The 25,206-nt window shown below is 39.7% G+C and carries 21 protein-coding genes; 7 read left to right on the top strand and 14 right to left on the bottom strand.

Features of this window, described 5'->3' with window-relative positions:
• Positions 1-22: 22 nt before the first annotated feature.
• Positions 23-403: a hypothetical protein gene (locus tag MTCD1_RS11060; protein ID WP_082606603.1), complete on the bottom strand. Its 381-nt coding sequence runs from the start codon at positions 401-403 to the stop codon at positions 23-25.
• Between the two features lie 156 nt (positions 404-559).
• Between MTCD1_RS11060 and MTCD1_RS11055 the strand changes: the two genes are divergently transcribed.
• Together MTCD1_RS11055 and MTCD1_RS11050 are read left to right on the top strand one after the other, a co-directional pair.
• Positions 560-1,198 carry a DUF1326 domain-containing protein gene (locus tag MTCD1_RS11055; protein ID WP_057183061.1) on the top strand — a complete coding sequence of 213 codons (639 nt, stop codon included), beginning with the start codon at positions 560-562 and terminating at the stop codon, positions 1,196-1,198.
• Positions 1,199-1,244: 46 nt separating this feature from the next.
• Complete coding sequence (locus tag MTCD1_RS11050) at positions 1,245-1,958, top strand: DUF2182 domain-containing protein (protein WP_057183063.1); 714 nt, start codon at positions 1,245-1,247, stop codon at positions 1,956-1,958.
• Positions 1,959-2,000: 42 nt separating this feature from the next.
• On the opposite strand, the gene MTCD1_RS11045 is transcribed toward MTCD1_RS11050, so the two are convergent.
• Both MTCD1_RS11045 and lacZ read right to left on the bottom strand, forming a co-directional pair.
• Positions 2,001-2,822 (bottom strand): substrate-binding periplasmic protein, encoded by an 822-nt coding sequence (locus MTCD1_RS11045; RefSeq protein ID WP_057183065.1) that lies wholly within the window; start codon positions 2,820-2,822, stop codon positions 2,001-2,003.
• 200 nt (positions 2,823-3,022) lie between these two features.
• Complete coding sequence (lacZ, locus tag MTCD1_RS11040; protein ID WP_057183067.1) at positions 3,023-6,241, bottom strand: beta-galactosidase, LacZ type; 3,219 nt, start codon at positions 6,239-6,241, stop codon at positions 3,023-3,025.
• Positions 6,242-6,519: 278 nt separating this feature from the next.
• Between lacZ and MTCD1_RS11035 the strand changes: the two genes are divergently transcribed.
• Entirely contained in the window at positions 6,520-7,131 is a 612-nt protein-coding gene (locus tag MTCD1_RS11035; RefSeq protein WP_057183069.1) for a hypothetical protein, read from the top strand.
• An 84-nt stretch (positions 7,132-7,215) separates the two neighbouring features.
• Here the strand turns inward: MTCD1_RS11035 and lpdA are convergent, their stop codons facing one another.
• From lpdA to ampD, 6 genes are all read right to left on the bottom strand, one after another.
• Positions 7,216-8,649, bottom strand: a complete 1,434-nt coding sequence (gene lpdA / locus MTCD1_RS11030; RefSeq protein WP_057183071.1) for a dihydrolipoyl dehydrogenase — start codon at positions 8,647-8,649, stop codon at positions 7,216-7,218.
• 243 nt (positions 8,650-8,892) lie between these two features.
• Positions 8,893-10,557, bottom strand: coding sequence for a dihydrolipoyllysine-residue acetyltransferase (gene aceF, locus MTCD1_RS11025; RefSeq protein WP_057183073.1), 1,665 nt, complete (start codon positions 10,555-10,557; stop codon positions 8,893-8,895).
• Between the two features lie 25 nt (positions 10,558-10,582).
• Positions 10,583-13,270, bottom strand: coding sequence for a pyruvate dehydrogenase (acetyl-transferring), homodimeric type (gene aceE, locus MTCD1_RS11020; protein WP_057183075.1), 2,688 nt, complete (start codon positions 13,268-13,270; stop codon positions 10,583-10,585).
• A 93-nt stretch (positions 13,271-13,363) separates the two neighbouring features.
• Positions 13,364-14,125: a pyruvate dehydrogenase complex transcriptional repressor PdhR gene (gene pdhR, locus MTCD1_RS11015; RefSeq protein ID WP_057183077.1), complete on the bottom strand. Its 762-nt coding sequence runs from the start codon at positions 14,123-14,125 to the stop codon at positions 13,364-13,366.
• A 290-nt stretch (positions 14,126-14,415) separates the two neighbouring features.
• A complete protein-coding gene (ampE, locus tag MTCD1_RS11010) occupies positions 14,416-15,339 on the bottom strand; it encodes a beta-lactamase regulator AmpE (protein ID WP_057183079.1) in 924 nt (307 codons plus the stop codon).
• A 1-nt stretch (position 15,340) separates the two neighbouring features.
• Positions 15,341-15,910 (bottom strand): 1,6-anhydro-N-acetylmuramyl-L-alanine amidase AmpD, encoded by a 570-nt coding sequence (gene ampD / locus MTCD1_RS11005; protein ID WP_057183081.1) that lies wholly within the window; start codon positions 15,908-15,910, stop codon positions 15,341-15,343.
• A 119-nt stretch (positions 15,911-16,029) separates the two neighbouring features.
• Here ampD and MTCD1_RS11000 point away from each other — a divergent pair, with 119 nt between their 5' ends.
• Both MTCD1_RS11000 and nadC read left to right on the top strand, forming a co-directional pair.
• Entirely contained in the window at positions 16,030-16,551 is a 522-nt protein-coding gene (locus MTCD1_RS11000) for a retropepsin-like aspartic protease family protein (protein ID WP_057183083.1), read from the top strand.
• Positions 16,552-16,564: 13 nt separating this feature from the next.
• Positions 16,565-17,476, top strand: a complete 912-nt coding sequence (gene nadC, locus MTCD1_RS10995) for a carboxylating nicotinate-nucleotide diphosphorylase (RefSeq protein ID WP_057183085.1) — start codon at positions 16,565-16,567, stop codon at positions 17,474-17,476.
• A gap of 228 nt (positions 17,477-17,704) precedes the next feature.
• Here the strand turns inward: nadC and MTCD1_RS10990 are convergent, their stop codons facing one another.
• The 3 genes from MTCD1_RS10990 to MTCD1_RS10980 all read right to left on the bottom strand — a co-directional run bounded on the left by MTCD1_RS10990 (position 17,705) and on the right by MTCD1_RS10980 (position 22,064).
• On the bottom strand, positions 17,705-19,891 hold the full coding sequence (locus MTCD1_RS10990; protein WP_057183087.1) for a DUF6351 family protein: 2,187 nt from the start codon (positions 19,889-19,891) through the stop codon (positions 17,705-17,707).
• Positions 19,892-19,986: 95 nt separating this feature from the next.
• Positions 19,987-20,541 carry a peptide-methionine (S)-S-oxide reductase MsrA gene (gene msrA / locus MTCD1_RS10985; protein ID WP_057183190.1) on the bottom strand — a complete coding sequence of 185 codons (555 nt, stop codon included), beginning with the start codon at positions 20,539-20,541 and terminating at the stop codon, positions 19,987-19,989.
• 410 nt (positions 20,542-20,951) lie between these two features.
• Positions 20,952-22,064, bottom strand: coding sequence for a DUF3083 family protein (locus tag MTCD1_RS10980; protein ID WP_057183089.1), 1,113 nt, complete (start codon positions 22,062-22,064; stop codon positions 20,952-20,954).
• A gap of 96 nt (positions 22,065-22,160) precedes the next feature.
• Here MTCD1_RS10980 and MTCD1_RS10975 point away from each other — a divergent pair, with 96 nt between their 5' ends.
• Both MTCD1_RS10975 and rmf read left to right on the top strand, forming a co-directional pair.
• Positions 22,161-22,406 (top strand): DUF3820 family protein, encoded by a 246-nt coding sequence (locus MTCD1_RS10975; RefSeq protein WP_057183091.1) that lies wholly within the window; start codon positions 22,161-22,163, stop codon positions 22,404-22,406.
• A gap of 436 nt (positions 22,407-22,842) precedes the next feature.
• On the top strand, positions 22,843-23,016 hold the full coding sequence (rmf, locus tag MTCD1_RS10970) for a ribosome modulation factor (protein ID WP_057183093.1): 174 nt from the start codon (positions 22,843-22,845) through the stop codon (positions 23,014-23,016).
• Between the two features lie 184 nt (positions 23,017-23,200).
• Here the strand turns inward: rmf and hemN are convergent, their stop codons facing one another.
• Both hemN and MTCD1_RS10960 read right to left on the bottom strand, forming a co-directional pair.
• On the bottom strand, positions 23,201-24,571 hold the full coding sequence (gene hemN / locus MTCD1_RS10965) for an oxygen-independent coproporphyrinogen III oxidase (protein ID WP_057183095.1): 1,371 nt from the start codon (positions 24,569-24,571) through the stop codon (positions 23,201-23,203).
• 144 nt (positions 24,572-24,715) lie between these two features.
• Positions 24,716-25,204 (bottom strand): DUF2489 domain-containing protein, encoded by a 489-nt coding sequence (locus tag MTCD1_RS10960; protein WP_057183096.1) that lies wholly within the window; start codon positions 25,202-25,204, stop codon positions 24,716-24,718.
• Between the last annotated feature and the right edge of the window lie 2 nt (positions 25,205-25,206).

Raw genomic sequence — 25,206 nt, 5'->3', positions numbered from 1 at the left:
ATATTATTACCGCTTGGACGCATTAATTACTTAATGGACACTCAAGCTTAGCGGTTAAGTTAGGCATAATTAAATTGGGCGAAGCGCGCGAATAATCAAAGCTTTCCACCCCGGTAATTAACTCCAGCTTGTAACCATAAGTACCACAAATTAAGTAACTACGGCGTAATAAAAAAGCAGATAAACGTTCAAAACTGACGTTATTATTTGGCATAACTTCTAGCCGATAATGATTATCATCAAATTGAGTTTTTTTAAATTGCAGCTGGTGATCAAAATCCCACTGTGATTGCGCTTGCCCCAAAGGCACATCACTCGCGCTAGTAGCACAGCCTGGCAGTAAAAAAACAACCGACATCAGTATGATACTTTTACACATTAGCTTGACCATTAAACTGTTCATAGTCATTTCTTCTTATTGAGTTGTTAGTGTTAGCTTAGCATAAATCGTTCTTGGCTAAGTACTTCAGCTCAATGACTTTACTACATCCATAAACGAAATTGCACGAAAAACAAACTATAATAACAACTTGTGTATTAACTTTTTACGGTGGTTCTCATGTCCAGTGAAAAATCTAATGAAAACGTTTGGTCGCTCGCTATGCACCAAATTGAATGCTGTAATTGTAGTCACGGCTGTGGTTGTCAGTTCTCCGGTTTTCCTGATAGTGAGTCCGGCAGTTGTGAAGCATTACTTGGTTTTTATGTTAAAAACGGTCATTTAGACAGTTTAGATCTGAGCGGAATAAAAGTTGTTTTTGCTGCGGCTTGGCCAAAAGCGATTCATCAAGGTGATGGTAAAGCTTTGTTATTTATCGACTCTGCCGCATCTACTGAACAAGTTGCTGCTATTGGTGGTATTTTTTCCGGTCAGTTTGGCGGCATGCCCTTTGAAGCGTTAGCGGGGACATTCTCGGAGATGGAAGGACCCATAGTAGTAAAAATCGACATGAAAACGGATGATAAACACGCCAGTTTTAGCATTGCTGACGTGCTTGCAGTAGAACAGACACCCTTGATAAATCCAATGAATGGCGAAGATCAAAATGTCCATATAACTTACCCTGATGGTGGTTTCTTTTGGAATGATGGCATCATAGGCACCAGTAAAACCATGTCAATCAAACATAATATGCTGTCGTTTGAGCATGTCGGTGGCTTTGCCGCCAAAGCCGAAGTGAATTGGGCTAATAGCTAGTATCGTGATAAGGGCAAGCTTGCACAGGTTACGAGCAACTCATTTGATGAAACACTGGCCACTGTACACGGCTTTAAGCATTATTTTGGCTGCTTGGTATTACCTATTTTTTATAATGACGATGAACATGACTCCTGTTGCCCAATGGAGTTACCTCGATATCATTGTGCTGTTTAGTATGTGGGCCATCATGATGGCGGGTATGATGTTACCTTCGGCCTTGCCGATAATGCATTTAATTGACAAAATTAATAATCAACGTAAGGCGCGCAATGCCCCTTACGCGGCAAGTTTTTATTTTATTGTTGGCTACTTACTCGCTTGGTTTGGCTATAGTTTAGCGATTACCTTGCTGCAATGGTGGTTACATCATTTAGCCCTATTAACTCCGATGATGAACAGCGCACAGCTTGAGTTTACCTGCTTAATACTCTTAATTACTGGAGTGTATCAATGGTTACCTATTAAACAGCGCTGCTTAAATCATTGTCGCTCACCGTTGGGATTTTTAACCTCCTCTTGGCAAGAAGGAATTTATGGCGCCATAAACATGGGCTTTAGCCATGGTCAATACTGTCTTGGCTGTTGCTGGCTGTTAATGGCCTTGCTCTTGGTTTTTGGCGTGATGAGTTTACCCTGGATCATTGCCTTAACGCTGATAGTGGCCCTGGAAAAACTATTTTCATATGGCCTATTATTTAGCAAAATACTAGGCGCATTATTAGTGTTTTTGGCCTGCTATATGTGGCTTATGACTTAAATGTGGCTAGTGACCTGGCGCATTAACACGCTAAACTGCCAGCTAATGACTCTCTTGCCAATCACTTAAGCCATATTTAGCCAATATACGTGCTAACTCACCATTAGTACGTAGTCGAACAATGCCCTTAGACAAGATATCAGCATACTCTGTTGATGCTTCAATAGCAGGAGAAAAAGCAATATAAGCAGGTTTAGCCGGAGCAAGAAGGCCTGCCATATTAAACTTTTCCTGGCGGTTAGATTGCTTACTGGTATACCAAAATACGGCTTCTGTTTCGACCAGCACATCTATTAAGCCCTGTTCCAGTAGCGTTATATTTTCAATTAATGGCTTATTGCCATAAGCGGTATAAATGCGCGTAGCATCGGCTTGATGTAATTTTATATAGTTATCTAGGCTCTCGGTATAGGCATAGCCATTGGCAACTGCTAGCAGCTGGTTATCCAAGGATGCCGGCCCTTGATAGCGCCAATGGCCTTGCTTTAAGCTAAAGAAACTAAAAGCAACCAAACCCTGCTCATTCAATGGATAAATAAAATCTGGTGCATCGGATATATAACCACCAACCACTGCTGATATGATTCCTGCACGACAAAGTTGCAAGGCTCTTGACCAAGGAATGATTTGATAGTTAATATTGATATTATGCTCAGCAAACACTTGCTGAGCAATTTCAATCATATAACCTGGATACTCTGAATTTGGCTGGCAATTAAATGGACACCAATTATCCGCAGCAAGAGTAAGAGTTACCTGGCCTTGACTTGCGTTATCTTGGCCACTTGCTGCTATTAAATGTTTAGGTTTTATAGCAACAGTAAAAATAACAACAATGATAAAAATAATGGCAAATTTATTCATGAAAAAACTAAAATAGCGTCGACCCAATAGTTAGTTAAGCACAAAAAATTTTATAGTGTTAATGCTTTAACATTACTCAGCATAAAGCACAGCTAACCACTTTAGCTAGCTAGTCTATGGCAAGTAAAGTTAACGCCAAAGTAAATAAAATTTAGTGGTGACTAGGGTGTTTTCTTAACTTTCTGCGGTTGCTTGCCACATTATTTTTTCTCTACGCTACGAGCAAGCTTGGCTAAATCATTTTCATCAATAAAAGGTACTAGGGTAAAACCATACTGATAGCTTTTGGCCGGAATACGGTAGGCTGCATGTACTAGTCGCCCCCAAGAAGTATCACCACCGACGCCCATTTGTTTATCATCAATATTGACAGTCACCAAGTCACGCATTATTAATTCTGCACCATGTTTACTGGTCACTGGCACTAGACCTGAAGCGGAAGCGCTGCCGTCCCTTCCGTCAACAAAGTCAATATCTTGTTGTAAATAAGGCCAAGCACTTACGCTCAGTGGCTTGTCACCTACCGCTAATAAACCAGCACCAGTAGGGCTTATCATTGCCAACCAACGTACGTCTGTTTTATTGGCATTTTCTTGGGGTCTAGCGTAATGGTGAATTTGCTCTTTCACTGCCGCTTGATATAAACCAATAGCGGCAGAGGTTTTTCTGTCAGCGTAGTTTTCGTGTGGCCCACGTCCAAACCAGCTAATAAATTGAAACTCCCCCGGCATAACCAGCTGCATTCCCATGCGTGGTATATCAGCTAACTCTTGCTCATCGGCCAAATTTAGCTTGCTGGACACATGTATTCGTCCATTGGCTGATATTTGATAATTTACTTGGTAGCTACCAACAAATAAGTCACTCGAGTATATCGCTTTAACCAAGATACTTGCATTCTCGGTCATACTCGATAGCTTAACTAACTGTAAGCTATGCGCAGCCTGTTGCCATATTTTCGCTCTTTTTTGTAGACCGTTACCTAGATCATTATCGGTTGGTGCCCGCCAAAAATTTACCTTTAACGGTTGCTTAACCAATGGCGATATTAATGATTTTCCTTGATAAGTAAACTTGGTTAACCAGCCCGTTTTCTGACTGAATGCTACCGCTACGTTATCATTAAATAGTGTTAACTGACCGTTAGCATCAATACGCTCTAGTGTTTTATCTGCACCGAGTTGTACCTTAGTTGCTTGATATTTCACTGGCATTTTAAATTGCTCAAAGGCAACTTCATGACCGCTATCTAATAATGGCTGCGGCTTATTTACCACCATTTTAACCGTTAAAAAGTACTCTTTATTACTACTCATAGGTAAATGGGCCAATACTTTTTTCAGCGTCATTACTTTAGTTTTACCGGCAGCAATATCAGCCATGGCACGCTGACCTTGAGCAACCAATTCACCATCCGCCGTTAATGACCATTGCAAGTCATATTGGTTTAGATTACTAAAAGCAAATTTGTTAGTGATAGTAAAGCTAGCTTTAGTTAAATCCTCGGCAGTAAATTTCACTGGCTGATATACTTTTTTCACCTCGAATAAATGTGGATGTGGCTCTCTGTTAGGATTCACTAAGCCATTATTAAGAAAATTACCATCACTGGGTAAATAAGGATGAAAGTCTTTACCGTAGGCCCAATATTTCACGCCATTACTATTAGTGTATTCTAAAGATTGATCAACCCAATCCCAGATAAAACCACCTTGCAATACATCATATTTTTCAATAACATCCCAATAATCTTGTAAATTACCGACTGAATTACCCATGGCATGAGCATATTCAATCATAATAGCTGGACGATGGGGCTTTGATTTGGCGTATTTTTCTAAGCGCTCAATTGATGGATACATAGGCGCAAATATATCGGTGTAGTGCTCTTCACCTGCTGGCTCATATTGCACCAGGCGGCTATCATCATGCTCTTTTAGCCATTTATAGGTCGCTGCAAAAATTTGTCCTACCCCCGCTTCATTACCCAAAGACCAGATAATAATAGACGGATGGTTTTTATCACGTTCAAACATGCGCTTGGTACGATCTAAATGTGCCGGTAACCAACTCATTTCATTACCCAGTTGCGTCTTTTCATTAATGGCTAATGGATGCGATTCTATATTAGCTTCATCGATAACATACAGGCCATATTTGTCGGTTAAATCATACCAATACGGGTCATTCGGATAGTGACTTGAACGGACAGCATTGATATTAAATTGCTTCATCAATTTAATATCCTGCTCCATTAAGGCTTTAGTTACCACATGACCATGTTTGGGTGAGGTCTCATGTCTATCAACACCACGAATATAAATAGCCTTGCCATTAACCGTTAGCTGACTATTTATAATTTCAATATGACGAAAGCCAATATCATCTTTAATCGCGGTGAGCACCCGACCATTTTCATCGGTTAAGGTGATTAATAAAGTATATAAATTAGGTGTTTCCGCATTCCATAACCTTGGCTTGGCAAAGGAGCCTGACAAACTCACTTGTTGTTTACCCTCGCTGTTAATGGTAATTATTTTTTCCGCAGAAATAACTGACTTTAAGTGATTACTGGGATCTAGCAATTGATAAGCCACCGTTAATTTTCCGCTGTTACTTTTCGCCAGGTTGTTAACATCGACAGTGACACTAAATTCTGCTTGGCTAAAATTTTTACTTAACTTTGGTTTGGCATAAAAATCAACAATATGCTGTTGCTCTTGCACATACAGGTAAACATCACGTTCGATTCCTGATATACGCAACATATCTTGGCTTTCTAAGTAGCTGGCATCCGTCCAACGGCGTATTTGTAAAGCTAAGACGTTTTGCCCCTCATCAAGATACGGCGTTAAATCAAATTCTGCTGGTGTTTTTGAGCCTTGACTAAAACCGACTTTTTTACCATTTAACCAGACATCTAAAGATGATTTAGCTGCACCTATATGTAAAATAACCTGCTTATTTTGCCAACTTTTAGGTAAGGTGAATGGTTTTCGGTATGAACCAATAGGATTATACTCTTTTGGCACATCTGGCCATGTGGTGCTAAAAGGGAAGCGTTCATCTAAATAGATCGGATAGCCAAAGCCTTCAACTTCCCAATTACCCGGCACAGGAATTTGTGACCAGTTAGCATCGTCAAAAAACTTTTGTTCGAAGCCCTGCGGTTTATTTTTAGGGGAGCGTTGCCAGTCAAATTGCCATAGACCATTGAGGAGAATAAAGTTATCACTTTGCTCTTTATTGTCATCAAGTGCCGCATTGACTGTGCTAAAGGGGAAAAAGCTCGCATGAGGTGCCAACTTATTGATGGCAAATACTTGATGATCTTGCCAAGGTTCTAGCGCCTGTTTGGCTAAAACACTGGATGTAAGAAAAGTGATGCCAAGGATAACAAACAACAAACTAGCTTTCATTTAAAATACCATATTGTATACAACGTACTTGTATAATACGAACGACCTTAAACTAGTTCAAGTATTTTACCGTTATTTTCTCGTTAAATAATGACTTTATCGCACTGGCAACTGGGACTCTCACAGTAATAAGCCATGGTCGCTGTTTTAGCTAAAATAGATGCCCTACCGTGTTCTTTGAGCAAGTGAGCAAAGCTGTCATAATAAAAGTAGGATAATCAGTTAAAATAAATTAAGCTGTTGCTGGTAAACCAAACAATAAGAAGAAAAATAATAGTATGAAAACTAATAAAAAGACTTACTGGCAGTATATTCGCGCTATAGCTTTCACTGGAGTGAGCATAGTGACATTTTTTAGTTCTATGGCAAACTCGAAGGCTATAACAGATGAAATGAGTGCTGAAGTTACCGCTGAATTTAACAAACAGTTAGCTTTACAGGCCTGGCCAGAGATGCACACTAAATTAGCCTTAATGGATAATCCATACTCGATATTTTACCAAAAAATAAAAACAAGTCTCAAAGAACAGCCCACAGCGGGTCATCAGCGACGTTTGATGACTGAAGAAGAAAGCCTATTAGCGGCTAAAAAGAAGCGTTTTGATTATTGCCAAGCATCCGTCCGCTTTTTTGTCGACTTTGCAAAAAGGGCAGATAACTTATCTACACTAGAACACAGTCCGCTCACTAAAGATAAACTTATGCAAGGCAATGGTGTTAAGTACCCTTTTACTGAAGAGCAAAGCAATAATGGCAATTTTAGGCCCACGCAAATAGCGCTAACGTTAGGTTGGCAATACCAAGGCCAAGGTGAAATACATGCAGAGGAATTTCTTGCCAGCTGTTTAGCTATCCCTGTTAGTTTGTATTACGTGGAAGATAAGTTTTAATAATAATTTAACCTAAAAAAAACCAGTTACTTGAGGCAAGTAACTGGTTTTTAAATTATTAATATCTTTATAAGCTAAACAATATTATTTTTTCTTTTTAGCTGCTTTAGCATTGGGTAAATCAGTGATTGAACCTTCAAAGATTTCTGCCGCTAAGCCAATTGATTCATTTAACGTTGGGTGAGCATGAATAGTTAAGGCAAGATCTTCCGCATCAGCGCCCATTTCAACCGCTAAACAAATTTCACCTAGTAATTCACCGGCATTGATGCCAACAATAGCGCCACCAAGTACACGACCTGTTTCTTTTTCAAAGATCATCTTAGTTTTACCTTCAGTACGTGCAGAAGCGATAGCACGGCCAGAAGCAGCCCATGGGAAGTTAGCAACTTCGATATTTAAACCTTGCTCTTTTGCTTCAGCTTCAGTAACGCCAACCCAAGCCATTTCTGGATCAGTATAAGCAATTGAAGGAATACAACGAGGTTCAAAAGTATGTTTTTTGCCAGAAATAACTTCAGCAGCTACATGTGCTTCATGAACCGCTTTATGAGCAAGCATAGGTTGACCAACAACATCACCGATAGCGAAGATGTGCGGTACGTTAGTACGTAATTCTTTAGAAACGTTAATGAAACCACGCTCATCAACATTTACGCCGGCTTTATCAGCAGCAACTAAGTGACCGTTTGGCTTACGGCCAACAGCAACTAAAATTTTGTCGTAACGTACTGGGTCGCTTGGTGCTTTTTTACCCTCAAAAGTAACGTATAAACCGTCATCTTTTGCTTCAACCGCGACAACTTTAGTAGACAACATAATGTTGAATTTTTTCTTGTTGTAGTTGGTGTAAATTCTAACAATATCTTTATCAGCCGCTGGTACTAATTGGTCAGCAAATTCAACCACTGATACGTTAGAGCCTAAGGCCTTATATACAGTACCCATTTCTAGGCCAATGATACCGCCACCCAATACTAACATTTCTGCTGGTACGTCTTTAAGCTCTAACGCACCGGTAGAATCAATAACACGTGGGTCATCAGTTGGAATGAATGGTAAGTTAACCACTGACGAACCTGCCGCAATAATGGCATTATCAAAACTAATAGTGGTTGTTTCGCCATCGTTGCCTTCTACAACAATAGTTTTATCAGAAGTAAATTTACCGTAACCATAAACTGTGGTTACTTTACGGCTTTTTGCCATACCCGATAAACCACCGGTAAGCTGTGCAGTGACACTGTCTTTCCAGCTACGAATTTTGTCTAAATCGATTTCAGGCTTACCAAAAGTAACACCGTGAGATGCCATAGCTGCGGCATCGTCAATAACTTTAGCTACGTGAAGTAATGCTTTAGAAGGGATACAACCGACATTTAAACATACGCCACCTAATGTTTTACGGCTTTCTACTAGTACTACATCTAAGCCTAGATCAGCGGCGCGAAATGCTGCTGAATAGCCACCAGGGCCGGCACCTAAAATTACTACTTGAGTTTTGATATCGTTACTCATGCTTATCCTCATTATTAGTTAAGGTTAGCTCAACACTTTGTTCCTTTCTCTAATAGCTGCGTTGAAAGTACTCATTGATGGTCATCAACTTCGTGCTTTCAACTTGCTGTTAAATAAATTAACGGCGTATTGAACTCCCTTTTTATCTATTTCAAATTTTATGGCGAAATTCTACTCTTATGTGTTGAACTTCGCCAATATTAATTGCTTGGTGTTGATATAAAAGCGCGAATAAATTCCCGCCTACAATATCAATTTACGAATGTCAGACATTACACCAGCAAGATGTACTGTGAAGCGTGCGGCCAAGGCACCATCAATGACACGATGATCATAAGACATTGATAATGGTAACATTAGCTTAGGTTCAAACTCTTTACCATTCCACTTAGGTTTCATTTCTGATTTAGAAACACCTAAAATAGCCACCTCTGGGGCATTAACGATTGGCGTAAACGCTGTACCACCAATACCGCCAAGGCTAGAAATGGTGAAACAACCACCTTGCATATCAGTTGCCTTTAACTTGCCATCACGTGCTTTCATGCTGATTTCAAGTAATTCACGCGATAACTGGTGAATACCTTTTTGATCAACATCGCGCACTACTGGTACAACTAAACCGTTTGGTGTATCAACGGCAATACCAATGTGGATGTACTTCTTAAGAATTAAGCTTTCACCGTCTTCACTCAAGCTTGAATTAAACGTCGGGAAAGCGCGCAACGCATTTGCGGCTGCTTTTAAAACAAAGACTAATGGCGTAATTTTAAAACCAAGCTTTTGTTTTTCACAAAGTACGTTTTGCTCTTTACGGAAGGCTTCAACGTTAGTGATATCAGCTTCATCAAATTGAGTAACATGTGGAATAGTTACCCAGTTGCGATGTAAGAATGGTCCAGAAATCTTCTGAATGCGTGATAATGGCTTAGTTTCAATGTCACCAAATTTAGAGAAATCTATCGCTCTGGCACTAACCACTTGTAAACCACCTTCACCAGCAGCAACTGAGCTACCCGCATTGGCTTTAGGGCGAGATAATTCATATTTAACGTATGATTGCACATCATCTTTTAAGATGCGGTTTTTACGACCTGTGCCTTTAACTAAGGTTAAATCTACGCCAAATTCACGAGCCAAGCGGCGAATTGACGGCGAGGTGTAAATACTACCTTTGTTAACAGTACCTAGTTGTGGGTGATGTGGTACTGGCGCAGCCTTAGGCGCGGTTGTTGGGGTAACAGTTGGCGCGGCTACTGCTACTGCAGGTGCCGGAGCAGCTGCAACAGCGGGAGCCACAATAGCGGCGGCTTCACTGCCAGCAGTTTCAAGCTTGATTACTAATGACCCTTGCTTAACCTTGTCACCGTTACTAATAAATACTTCTTTAACCGTGCCGGCATGGGTTGATGGCACATCCATAGTAGCTTTATCGGTTTCTAGCGTGATCAAGCCATCTTCTTCTTCAATGACATCACCAACACTCACCAAAACATCAATGACTTCAACTGTCCCGTCTTCACCAATATCTGGTACCGCGATATCAATTATTTCTACTGTTGAAGGTGCTGGCGTAGCGGCTATCGGAGCAGCGTCAACAACGGGCGCAGGTGCGGCCGCCGGTGTTGCCACTACGGGCGCAGCTGGCGCTTCTTCAGCAGGAGTAGCAGCCGATGCACTTTTCATCTCAGCAATAAGATCCCCTTCTTTGATTTTATCACCAACACTTACTGACAAGCTTAATAGCTCACCGGCAAAAGGCGCTGGAATATCCATAGAAGCTTTGTCAGTTTCTACGGTTATAATACCTTCATCGGCTTCTAAGCTATCACCGACAGCAACACAAATTTCAATAATTTCAACTTCATCGCCACCAACATCAGGGACTAGGATTTTTTCAATAGACATTATATTTTCCTTATCTAGATGCTAATTATGCGTAAAGTGGGTTAAGTTTTTCAGTATCAATATTGAAGCGCTTAATTGCTTCAGTAACGACTGTACGTTTAATATCACCACGATTAGCCAATTCAAATAATGACGCCACAACAATATAAGCGGCATTCACTTCAAAGTGAGTACGTAAGTTGGCGCGACTATCACTACGACCAAAACCATCGGTACCTAAACAACGATATTCAGTGTTGATATATGCACGAACTTGCTCTGAATAGTTTTTGATGTAATCGGTAGCAGCAATCGCAGGACCCGCGTCTTTAGTAATAATTTTAGAGATATAAGCTACACGTTGCTCACTTTCTGGGTGCAGCATATTCCAACGCGATACATCTTGACCATCACGGGTCAGTTCATTGAAAGACGTTACCGAGTATACATCACTAGACACATTATAATCGTTCGCTAAGATTTGCGCCGCTTCACGTACTTTTTCTAAAATAGTACCTGAACCCATCAACTGTACATTTGCTATAGCTTTGCTCTTACCTTTGCTAGGTGCAACTTGCTCAAGTTGGTAAATACCTTTAATGATTTGCTCAGTAACTTCTTTATTTTCTGGCAAGGCCGGATGTTTATAGTTTTCATTCATTAAAGTTAAGTAGAAGAAGATGTTTTCATTTTCTTCGTACATACGACGTAAACCTTCACGAATGATTACCGCAATTTCATAACCATAGGTTGGATCATAAGTGACACAGTTAGGAATTAAACCCGCTTGCACATGTGAATGACCATCTTGATGTTGTAAACCTTCACCGTTAAGTGTGGTACGACCCGCAGTAGCACCTAATAAGAAACCACGTGTTTGGCTATCGCCTGCGGCCCAAGCTAAATCACCAACACGTTGAAAACCAAACATTGAGTAGTAGATGTAGAACGGAATAGTGACGACATTACAAGTAGAATAAGAAGTACCTGCAGCGATCCAAGATGCCATAGCACCTAACTCGTTAATACCTTCTTGTAATACTTGGCCTTTTTTATCTTCACGATAATAAGCAACTTGATCCGCATCTTGAGGAATATATTTTTGCCCTTCGTTAGCGTAAATACCCACTTGACGGAATAGGCCTTCCATACCAAAGGTACGTGCTTCATCAGGAATGATTGGTACGATACGTTTACCAATTTTCTTATCTTTTAATAAGGCATTCAATACTCGCACAAAGGTCATGGTTGATGATACTTCACGCTCACCTGAGCCTTTTAATATCGCATCAAAGACTTTAAGCGGTGGAATTTCTAAACTTTCTTCCGCTTGCTTACGACGCACTGGTAATGAACCACCCAAGGCTTCACGACGGGCTTTCATGTATTTATATTCTTCACTGTCTTCAGTAAATTTAAAGAACGGTAAATCGGCAATCTCATCATCATTAACCGGAATATTAAAACGATCGCGATAATGTTTAATTGACTCCAGATCCATCTTCTTAACATTATGAGCGATATTTAATGCTTCACCCGAAGCACCCAGACCAAAACCTTTCACCGTTTTCGCCAGAATAACCGTTGGACGACCTTTAGTGTCCATGGCTTTTTGATAAGCCGCATAAACTTTCACTGGGTCATGACCACCACGGTTTAAACGCCAGATGTCTTGATCAGACATATTAGCAACCATAGCTTTAGTTTCAGGGTACTTATTAAAGAAATTTTCGCGGGTGTACTTACCACCTTTCGCTTTACAGTTTTGGTATTCACCATCAACGGTTTCATTCATTAACTGCAATAATTTACCCGAAGTATCACGGGCAAGCAGTGGATCCCAGTATGAACCCCAAATAACTTTTATTACTTCCCAGCCTGCGCCACGGAATGTACCTTCAAGTTCTTGGATAATTTTACCATTACCACGTACCGGACCATCAAGACGTTGTAAGTTACAGTTAACGATAAAGGTTAGGTTATCTAAGCTTTCGCGCGACGCCAAACCAATGGCACCTAATGATTCTGGTTCATCTGTTTCACCATCACCAAGGAAACAGTAAACACGTTGACCTGAACAATCTTTAATACCACGATCGGTTAAGTATTTTAAGAAACGAGCGGTGTAAATAGCTTGTAATGGACCTAAGCCCATAGAAACCGTTGGGAACTGCCAGAAGTCATCCATCAAATGTGGATGTGGGTAAGAAGGTAAACCTTTGCCATCACACTCTTGACGGAAATTGTTCATTTGCTCTTCAGTTAAACGGCCTTCCATAAAGGCACGTGCATAGATGCCGGGAGAAATATGACCTTGGGCAAAAATAAAATCACCGCCATCTTTTTCTGAGGCTGCTTTAAAGAAGTGGTTAAAACCTACATCGTATAACGTTGAAGCAGAAGCAAAACTACCAATGTGACCGCCCAGATCTAAATCTTTTTTAGAGGCACGTAATACTAAGACTAATGCGTTCCAACGAATAGCGGCACGGATACGTGATTCAATAGTTTGATCCGCCGGCATATGTGGTTCTTGCCCAGGTGGAATAGTATTAACATAAGCGGTAGTCGCATCAAATGGTAAGTGAGTACCACCACGACGAGCGCGGTCAATTAAAGCTTCTAATAACTGATGAGCACGTTCTGGCCCTTCATTTTCTAATACAGACTCCATTGACTCTAACCACTCTTGGGTTTCTTCTGAATCAATATCGATATTTGGTAGATCTGACATATTGTTTAGTCTCCAATACTTTCTTATTTTATAAAAGTTTATAATTAAATTTTCTAATTATTCATAGTACAAATACGTAATTTCTTCTAGCGACTACATTCTGCGCATAGAGCGTTCCATGCGGCTGTTTTCCTGGCTAAGTTTTAACAGGATTTCTTCAATAAAAGCTAAGTGTCTATGACTTGCACCCCAAGCTTTTTTTGGCTGACCACTGACAATAGCATTGAGCAAACGTTTTCTATAATCGGTTATCTTGCTAAAGATATCCGGACGTTTTGCCAATACTGTTAAATTTTGTGCAATATTATCAGCAAGTAATGCAGACATACTGCGAGCAAGTTGAAATATCACCGCATTATGTGAAGCGGCACAAATAGCTAAATGAAATTCAACCACCGCTTCTGCTTCCACGCGAAAATCATTTTCTAATTGGCTAGTACCAATGTCATCGTGCTTAATTTGAATTTGCTCAAAATCTGCTGGCGTGCCACGCATGGCAGCATAATACGAGGCCATACCTTCAATACCATGACGAAATTCTAATAAATCAAATTGTGATTCATTATCATTAGACATTAATTCAAACAAGGGATCGGAAAACCCGCTGAGTAAATTTTTACAGACAAAGGTGCCACCACCTTGTTTGCGAGTCACTAAACCTTTGCTCTCTAATTTCTGTATTGCTTCACGTAATGATGGCCTTGAAACTTCAAACTGCAAAGCCAGTTCACGCTCGGGTAATAATTTTTCACCCGGCTTTAAACTGCCTTCAATAATCATGGCTTCAAGCTGGGCTAAGATAATGTCAGCCAACTTCTGCGGCTTCACTCGGCCAGTTTTTTTTGATGCTAGCATTGATTTCTTTTCGTTAGGTTGGCATTCATAAAAGTTAATTAACTCATTATTTCCACGAGACTAAAGAGAAATGTCTAGGCAAAAGCCCCTAAAAAACTCTTGGTAAATTGGTAAGACCAATTAATTTATGAGTAATAAAGTAGCAAATATAGCTACTTTTGACAAGTAAATTTAGTTTATGGCTAGGATTTAAGCAAGGTTTTATGCGCTAAAGTAATAAATTACTGTCTAATTTTAGCGCATTAAAGCAAGAAGGACGATTGGTCTGACCATTGATTTAGGCTGTTTACTTAGTTTAGTAAGCCAGCTAAGGTCAATATTGAAATAACGGCAAGGACCAGTAAGACATTACGTTTTGCTAGTCTGACTAATAAACAAGGCTCAGCTGTGCAGTCGTCCTCATTCACTATAATGTCTTCCGATTTTTGCGCAACATCAATTAAAATTTGATGAGTAGGTTTTTGGCTATCAAATAAACTGTCTAACCAAACGGGCATAGCTTTAGAGAAGTGACCAACAAACATATAACCAAAAGAGGCAACTCGCACAGGTACCCAATCTAGCCAATAAAGTACATCGTGATGGTTTTGACAGCCATTGATAATAGTAGGGGCAACATTCCCTTCATGTTGAGCCTCATGCTCAGTGCCGCTTTTAGCTACCGAGTTAGCCTCTGCTTGTGCTTTATTTTCATTTTCACTGGCAATACATTGAGATTTTTTATGTTCAATAACGCTAGTCAACAAACGGTAAAATACCGCGCCAGCAGCACCAAACACGGTAAAATACAGCATAATAGCAATGTAATAACGGTAGTTTAACCAAATGAGTGCTGGACCAAAGCCCATATTAGGTAAGTTTTTGTCCGATAATAACTGCTGATGGTGCATTGCCGTGGTCGTTTCTTCACCGCGAAAAGCTGAGTGCAGGTAGCTTTTATAACTCTTTCTCGTGGTGGTACAACCAAAACAAACAATAAGCACCAAAGTCGAGATAACTAATTGCATGACGCTGTTATCAATTAGCTCAAGCAAAAAATACGTCGCCATAACAGGTAAGATAATGAAGACCGCACTCGCGACCGTACCTTGTTTAGCGGTAAAGTTTTTGCTAAAAAAATGTAGATAGTGTTGATAATAAAAATTAAATCGCCACACTTTGGCAGATAACGAACGCTCTGCAGCCAGTGCAATTAATAAACTTAATAAACTCATGCTAAATATTATTCCTTGTCGCTTGTTCAGTTAAACACTGACGAAAGTATTGCCAATCAAATACTGGCCCGGGATCGGTTTTTCTACCTGGGGCAATATCACAATGACCCACGATATGACTCATGATAATGCCAGGAAATTTATTTTGCAAACAAAGTGTTAACGCTATTAGTTGTTGGTACTGCTCTGCGGTATAACAAATATCATCTGTGCCCTCTAATTCAATACCAATAGAATAATCATTACAGCGCGGCCTTGCTCTAAATGAAGAAGCTCCCGCATGCCAAGCCTTATCATCAAAAGATACATACTGGCTAATGCGACCATCCCGGCGGATAAGACAATGCGCGGAAACTTCCACCCCCTGCAAGTCATTAAAACTAGCATGGGCGTTACAATCTAATTGCCCAAGAAATAAATCATGGATGCAATTACCACCAAACTGCCCTGCCGGCAGGGAAATATTATGGATAACCAATAAACTAATGTCATCCGCTAATTCGCGCGGAGAAAAATACGGCGAGGGGAAATGTTGTGCTTGTGCTAGCCAGCCAGAAGAAATAGAAAACATGGATTGCTCATTATTTTAGTGGTATTACTTTTCGGCACTTGGTTAAGGTTACATTTTGGGCTTTATTGCTTACTTAAGACAACATACAATACAGCTAACCTTATCAAGAGCTGCTTAGTATGACTGAAGTTGACCCAACAAACAAAATGGCGAAAATTTTTGTCTGGATTGCTTGGATAATAGCGCTGGCGTTATTAATGTTTTTATTTCAAGATATACTTGATGAACAATATAATCCTAATAGCCAGCCAGAAATACGTTTAACCGCCGATGGTCAAGCTGAAGTGATTTTAGCGCAAAATAGGCAAGGTCATTATCTTGCTAGCGGCACAATAAATGGCACTGCGGTGACCTTTTTACTCGATACTGGTGCAACCCAGGTATCAATCCCTGCCCATATAGCAGAGCAACTAGACCTAGTAGTTCAAGGGAGTTACCGAGTACAAACCGCCAATGGCACTATCACGGTTTATAAAACTGAAATTGCGCAATTGAGCTTAGGTAATATTTTCTTGTATAATGTCGCTGCTCACATTAACCCGGCAATGAAAGCAGATGAAATACTATTAGGCATGAGCGCACTAAAACAAGTAGACTTTTATCAAACGGGTAAACAATTAATCTTACGAGAACCCCTGTAACAGGAAGCAAACCATGCTTAATGCACAATTAGAAAAATTACAGCAAGATATTAGTAAAACCATTTCTTGGGCCCTTTGTGAAGATTTAGGCGCCGTTGGTGATGCAATGCCTCAAGCAAACCAAGATATTACCGCTATGCTCATTCCTGAACATGAACAAGCCGTCGCTACTGTAATTACTCGTGAAGATTGTATCATCTGTGGTGTTGCTTGGGTCAACGAAGTATTCAAGCAACTAGATGCTTCATTAAATAAATCAACGCAGCAAACCACTAACTCTTTACCTACAAAAATTACCTGGTTTGTTAATGACGGTGAAGCCGTTGCTGCCAATAGCACTTTATTCGAATTAGCAGGTAATGCTCGTATTTTATTAACCGGTGAACGTGTGGCGTTAAACTTTTTGCAAACCTTATCGGGTACTGCCACGTTAACCAGCCACTATGTAAAAGAGCTAGCCGGTAGCCAAACTAAGCTGCTTGATACCCGCAAGACTTTACCAGGTTTACGTAGCGCACAAAAATATGCTGTGCTTTGTGGTGGTGGGGTAAACCATAGAATTGGTTTATTTGATGCCTTTTTAATAAAAGAGAATCATATCGCCGCTTGTGGTGGCATTAGCCAAGCGGTAGCTAGCGCTAAAAAAAATCACAGTGATAAAACCGTTGAAGTAGAGGTTGAGTCTCTCGATGAGCTTGACCAAGCACTTAATGCTGGCGCTGATATTATCATGTTAGATAACTTCACTCCGGCCATGATAGAGCAAGCCGTAACGGCAACTCGCGGTAAAGCAAAGTTAGAAGTATCCGGCAATATGACCATAGAAACGTTGCAAGAATACGCCAAAGCAGGTGTCGATTACATCTCCAGTGGTGCGCTAACCAAGCATGTTAACGCGATTGATTTGTCGATGCGCTTTAAGTAACAGCAAGTCTATACTCGAATAATAAAAAAGCGCTAAGCATCTTATGCTGACCGCTTTTTTTGTATGAAAACGTTCTTAAATATAAATTCAAAAAAAAATGGCTATCCACAATAACAAACCACTGGCAAAAATATATTAGCTAAGTTTGCGCTGTTGCCCTTTAGGTAATCATCTAATAAATCAAACATTTCAGATAGCAGTATTAAACGAATCAAAATTTAACCGCCCCTAAATATCTTTAGGCCTACCGGCATCGCCCTGGCTATAGTCACACACCCCGCTAGCAAAAATAACCTGCATATCCTTGAGGTGTTTAGTTAAGTCAATAGAGCCATACATACCTTGTTTAATGGCCTGCGCAAGTGGAATTTTATAACATTTAAACACGCTCCCCTGCCATGGACCTTCTGCTTGAATACGGCTATTGGAAAAAATAGCATAATGCTCTGCACATGCGCCTCGATTTAACGATTTTTTTTCATAGCCAACTTGATTCCATTTTCCTTGCCAAACCCCCTTGCCTTGCGCTATTACCTCGCCCTTATCATCAAAACAAGTATCTTGTAATTGTACTGGCTTGCTTTGCGCGGCATTGAGCTCAGGAAACTGTTTGCGTTTTAGTAGCCATAAATCCATCAAAACAAAAGCGTTCTTGGTTGGATCAAAGTCGCGCTTTGCCACCCAAATAACTTGGTTATCAAAATGGCCATTGGCTTGTTGTAAACGTAAACGAGTACTAAAAGATGCCGACATATGATGCATATCGAGTTTTTCTTCTAAGTAATGACGAACATCAATGATAGGCAAGTCCAGCTTACCAATAAAAACCTGTCCTCCTCGATAAGCCGCCTCAATAGCGTTGAGTGAAGCACTACGCCGTGGCGCCATTTGGTTATCAATGACTTGAGTTATATTGTCACTGCCCCATAAAGACAACCAAAAAGGCATTTTCCGGCCAAACGGCGTGATAATATTTTCAGCCTTCATTTTGTACTGCTCTTTCCAACTGCCTATGTTTTTATTGAGATGGACAAATTCAGCTAAAGTGATCTGTTTTTGTTTTAAGGCATGTAAACCATATTGCACCCCGTCATTATCCCAAGTACTTTCCACTAAGCCATGTTGATCACGACTGAAAAGCCAAGCCATATCTTCCCAATAATTCCAATTGGTTTGTTTTACCACTTCATCGCTATAAAAATGTCGCAAGAAGCCTTGTCTTGGGTTGTGGATAAAGGTGGATAAGCCAAAGTAACCATTGATACATTCACTATTACCTTGGGGGAAACTCGGTACCATACCCGCCATTAATTGCGCTACTGGTTGTAAAAAGGCTATTTTTTGCGGAAAGTCTTGTAAGCTATTCATGCCTTCAAGTAGTTGTCGCTGATCCCATTGCTGCCAACGGCTATTATCCTTGGCTCTAAAGGTAAAATAATTATTAAACAAATCACAATCTAAGGTATATATAGTTTGGCTGACCATATCAGGATATGAATACTGCGGAATTAAGCCATCAAGAATACCATGACTATTTTGTCCGATAAGATATTGCGCCAAGCCACCACCTGAGCCGCCAATACCAACCGTGTACAAAGGCTCACCAAATAGACTGACAAAATGCAGCTTAACCCTACGAGCGGTATCTTCGGCCAATAACATGTTATAGGTATAACTAGTACGATTACCGCTGGAACTTATGATCGCATAACCTTGCTGCACTTCGCTTAAACGACGAGTAATCGTTCTGATTGCTTTTTGTCGACCTTGGCGAAAACCTATGCCCGAGCCACCATTAAACTGATATATTAATTTTTTATTCCATAATGAGCTCATCGAACGTGTGCCAAGCTCTTCCGGCGTTATTGCCATAGCAATAGTATAAATAAAGCGGTTAATACTGCCTTGCTCGGCTCGAAACAATTGCAAAGGCAACTGCGCATCTCTTAAAGACGCTAATTGGGAAAACTGCTCAATAGGCAGCTTAACCAAGTTATTATCTAGAGTTAAATAATAAAACTGTAAATGACTTGCCACTAAGCAATCTTTTGAATAACCAATAATTTTACTGCGCTGGGCGAGATTATCATAGACAGGCACACCAAAACCTTCTTGGTTATCAACCAAAGGCTGCTCTAGCTGTGAATCTATGGTCATACAATAAAAAGGATATTGCTTAGGCCCTGAATATAAAGAATTACTGGGGCCAACGTCCCCTAACTTAATAGGAAAATGAAAGGCTTCTTTTGGCCGACTAACTTGACTAATATGCGGAAAAATTGGCAGTAAATAATTTTCTTCTGCTACCGCTATGCGTTTAACTTGTCGATATTTATAAGGCTGCTCTGCCGGATATAACCAGACTAGAACAGCTAATAGCGTGAGAATAGAGAAAATAAGTTTTTTCTTATGCATAGCAGCACCACCGAAAAAAAACAGCCAACACCTAGGTTAAATATAGTGCAGAACATCAGTTAAGGTAGAAAATATTACGCAGAAAACGTTATCGCTTATTTCAATTTAGCCACGAAGGTTTTTCTAAACTTGGCTAATTTAGGTGATACTACTGCTTGGCAGTACTGATTTTCAGGATTATTTTTAAAGTATTCTTGATGATAATCTTCACCACAATAGAAAGTAACTGCAGGGCTAACTTGCGTTACGATAGGATCATCAAATAATTGCTCTGCCGTGATCTGCGCCAGCATAGCTAAGGCAACTTTTTCTTGTTGTGCATCATGGGTAAATATTTCAGAGCGGTACTGGCTACCAATATCATTGCCTTGACGATTTAGCTGTGTTGGATTGTGTAAGCTGAAAAATATTTCCAGTATTTCACCATAACTAATTATCTGGCTATCAAACTGCAGCTGTACTACTTCAGCATGGCCGCTATTGCCCGTACAAATCTCTTTATACGTTGGATCTATACTCTCACCACCCATATAACCAGATGTTGCGCTAATAATACCCTTAACACAGTTAAAAGCACTTTCAATACACCAAAAACAACCTCCAGCCAGAGTAGTCGTTTGTATCGTTTTTTCGTTAACTTGCTCGGTCATTTTACCTGGTACCTTATTCATTAATTTTATCATTTACCTCAGTCTTCTTATTACAAAAAGCTAAGAACTCATGGTTATTTTACTCGGCTCTGTTGATCTTTTAGGGTTAAAATTTATCTAATATAAAGCGGTTTTAATCGCGGCGCTAGTTTCGTAGCAGAGCGACACTGCACGAGCTCTGCCTTGTCTACATAGCAAACAAAGTGCTGTAAAAGTTATGTCAAAATTTCAACAGACCCTAAGAGTATTATTATACTTATTTAACCTATTTGTTACCGAATAAAAGCAGATGCCACACGTTTTAACAATAACCAAACAGATTCAGGCTATTATTGCGCCGCGTGATGATAACAATGCAATGACTTCGGCCGTTCAATTTATTATCGCCACCATCAGCTTAAATAACTCCATTAAAAATTATAAGCCAGATGTTGATGAAATCTGACCATCAACTCGTCTTTACTCGGCTCTATTTCCAGCTCTACCGCCATCAATTTCATCGCTTGTTCGATTTGATTTAAAAAACGACCAAAACCATAGTCACTATTATTCTCAGGGGTCGCGACAAAAACGAATTGCACGCTATCAGTTAATTCCCTGGCATTCCACTTACTAATAATGCCACAAGGGCTTTGCTCTGGGTTGTAGCCCAACATTTGTAACTCGCCAACACGGGAAACGATCTCATGAATACTATACCTAATAATTGGCACTAAACCATTAGCAATCATAGCACCATTATTCAAGTTATAGCGCTTTGCCGCCATAGTAAAGACGTCAGTTAAATAAGTGTACAAAGGGTTGTAAGGATCTTGTGAGTTGCTATCAATTTCTACCTGCTGCAATAGTTTATTAGTTATATTTAAGGTGACCACGGCATAACTCATGGCACTGTGGTAAGCGGGTAATTGTACACCTTGACTGGCATAACGTTTTTTAATTTCACGTAATTTATGTACTTGTGTTGTGGTACAGCCCTTATTTTTAGCAAATAAATCATAGGTAAGGTGCTGATGATCTCTAAGACGCATGTCACTTTTATCTAGCTGAATCTTTTCGCAGAATTTTTGTACCACTTGACTCACTCGGCTATGGAATTTGGCGGCATTAACTCGAATGTCATTGCCCGTAGCCAAAAAAAGTAAGCAAACTTTCTTTGCTCTTTTACTACCATCAAAGAATGACTTTTTCAGGTGGTGACTTTCGGGATTGTAATAAAATATAATTTGCTGATTGGTTTGCCATTGATGTAATTCCTGGCTATAACGAACACGCGCTAATTTATCGTTGGCAATAAATTGACAATTATCGAGCTCTATTTCATCGGTCAATTCAAAAAACAATGCCGATAATTGCTGATAACAATCAGAGTATGGCTGTGGTTTTAACTCGCTGTATTTTCCTGAAAACTGCTGTATTAACTCATCGGTCAAACTAAACTCAGCTAAAATATATTGATTATCACGCACATTACCTGGTAAGTACGCTTTGTGAGCAGCACTTCGCTTTCTAATAATTGACATCTGTCCTCCCTAATTTTATTAACGCGGTTACCTTTTAAGATAGGAGCAGTATAATGAGCGCCGATGAAGCTTTTGTGACTTAGATATGTCACTAATATGACACGCGCCAGAGAAGGAAGTATTTTGCTAAACGACCAACAAGCACTGATTGATGCCATTAATCAAACCATGCCCTTTGGAAAATATGCTGGCAGAAAGCTGTTACAACTGCCGGAGCCTTATTTGGTTTGGTTCCATGGCAAGGGTTTTCCCGAAGGTAAATTAGGGCAACAGTTAGCTTTAATGTATGAAGTAAAGCTCAACGGGCTAGAAGCTATGCTGCAACCTTTATTAAAAAGTTAATGCTTAATTAAACCTTGCCAAAGTGAGCTAAGTCCCTCAGCAATTAACCTGCTATCAGACTGTTCAATATTAAAGCCTGCCATGCTATTTTCTTTAGAGTAATTTTGTCTAAAAAACAGGCTGCTTAATATCTCAAGTAATATCGATTCTCATGACAATTTGTTAAGCAGTTGTTTTAACAAACAATCTTTTAAGGTAGCAAAGTAGCTATTAGAACTTTCTCTTTCGGTCTTTTTTTCAGGCTGGTAATTTAGCTTTTTCCGCTTGCATCACTTGCCAAAATCCTCTTAAATAAACTGTCGATTAAATAAAATTTATGCGAAATATAAGGCAAAGTTAGTAAATCGACCACTCTGTAGTATTTAGAAACCTTTAGCTAATTAGGTTTCTAAATTTGTTATCAATAAATTTATAAGATAATTACGAGGTGTTGTGGATGAAAAGACAAAAAAGAGATAAATTTGGCAGAGCCCATGCTAATGGCTATCAAGCTGGCTTAGGTGGCAAAGCTAAGGAGCAGTGCCCTTATCAAAATATTGAGGTGAAATCGCACTGGTTAGGAGGTTGGCGAGAGGCCATTACCGATAGGAATATGGGCTTATTTCGCTAACTCAACTTGCCCGCCTAAATAAGCAGAAAATTACCGTGCTAAGCCCCGAACTTAAACATTCGGGGTCATTACCTTCAATAAGTATCTTTAGTAAGTATCTTTAGTAAGTATCTTTAGTAAATTACCTGCAACACGTTAGCCTCAACAAGCAAATCGCAAAGTCTATGCAGGTATACCCAGTAGATTAAATTACCCGCGAGAAGCGCTGTTGATTAATATGTTTTTTCATATAAGCATCAAAGCTCATGCAAATAATACGAATTAGTAAACGGGCTTTTTGCTCGACTTTGATAAAATCTTTATTATTTTCGAGTAAACCATCATCAATAAAGCTATTTAATAACAGTAAATCTTCCGCAAAGTATTCATCAAAGTTAATGTTATATTTTTTATTAATCACCTGTTTATCTAGATACAAGTTACACATTAATTCACCAATAACTTCGCCGCGTAAAATATCATCTTCCGACAAGCTAACACCTTTAATTTGTGCATGCTGGTGTTGTGTAATCGCTCGGTAATATTCGTTCAAATCTTTAATATTTTGGCTAAAGCTATTACCAATGGCACTAATTGCTGACACCCCTAAGCCTAATAGATCACAGCCGCCCTTGGTGGTATAGCCTTGAAAGTTACGATGCAAAGTTCCATCATTTTGCGCGAGTGATAACTCGTCATTAGGCTTAGCAAAATGATCCATGCCAATAAAGTCATAGCCAAAATCACAGAGTTTCTCAATAGCCAACTTCATTAAGGCAAATTTTTCTTGCGTATTAGGTAGCCATTCATCACGCAATTTACGCTGCGCAGCAAAACGACTGGGTAAATGGGCATAGCTAAACAATGAAATACGATCAACATGCCATTGATGTGCTTTCACTAAGGTTTTTTCAAAATTCACTAGCGTTTGATGTGGTAAGCCATAAATAAGATCGATATTAATAGATTTAAAGCCGACCGCTTTAGCATGCTTAATAAAGTCACCAATAAACTCAGTTGACTGTACGCGATTAATGGCTTGTTGTACCTTCAAATCAAGATCTTGCACACCTAAGCTTAAGCGATTAAAACCTAAAGCATATAAGTGATCGGCTAAGTCCATTTCGATTTCACGAGGATCAATTTCAATACTCATTTCTAAATCATCAGAAAAATCGAACTTTTCTTTAAGCAAGCTGACCAATTGTGTTATTTGTGGCTGGGTTAAAAAACTTGGTGTACCGCCACCCCAATGTAACTGTTTAACTTTATAGTCTTTAAATAATGGCGCTTGTAAGGCTATTTCTTGCGCTAAATATTCCAGGTAAGTATCCGCTTTATCACGATGGCGAGTTACCACTTTATTACAACCACAGTAATAGCAAAGTGTATGACAGAAAGGGATATGTACGTACAATGACAATTCACGGCTTGGTGAATTTGCTATCGCTTCAATAAAATCGTCATGGTTAAAATCATCATGGAACTCTAACGCCGTGGGGTAAGAGGTGTATCTTGGTCCACTGGTGTTATATTTATTTAATAGCGTATTATCTAAAAATTGACTTACTTGCATGTTTTCTTACTCTGTTATTTAGTTAACGAAAACATTATAGCCAGTTGAGATATAGGGTTATTGATCAAGCGCAATAATAGCCTTAATAAGAAGAGCAATAGCGAGAGATTGCCGCTATTGGCGGCAAATATAAAAAGGGGATAACTAAGCAGTTAAGCGAGTGAGCTGCTCTGAGGTGAACTGATGCAGCACATCTAAGTCTGCGACGACTTTATCATGCATTTCATTTAAAGCCTTCATGCGTTGATAGTCTTCGCGCATGCGCTCTTTTTTTGTTAAGGCTTTACGTGCATCACGTATGGCAAAGCCTTTAATTTCATCATATAGAGTATAAATGCCGGGGAACTTGCTCGTTACTTCAGTCACTGTTTTTAAGGATGATAACAGTACCGATAAGCGCCAGCAGCCTTCATCAAATTCACATTGCTCTTGCTGCATAGCGCGAGTAATTAATAACACACTATCAAAAACTTTCTTGTCGTGTTTATTCAATGCTTGTTGCTGTTTTATTTTTGCTTGAGCTTGTTGCTGCTTTTGCTGTGCTACTTGCTTTAATAGCTTGCCCGCATAAAATGCTAAAACCAAGACTATTATCACAGCAAGCAACAAAGCATAAAGCCAAAAATCACTCATTC

It is taken from the genome of Colwellia marinimaniae (genome assembly GCF_002207865.1).
Lineage (GTDB): Bacteria > Pseudomonadota > Gammaproteobacteria > Enterobacterales > Alteromonadaceae > Colwellia > Colwellia marinimaniae.
Note: the sequence above shows the minus strand (reverse complement) of the source record. Positions and strands in the feature narration are given on the sequence as shown.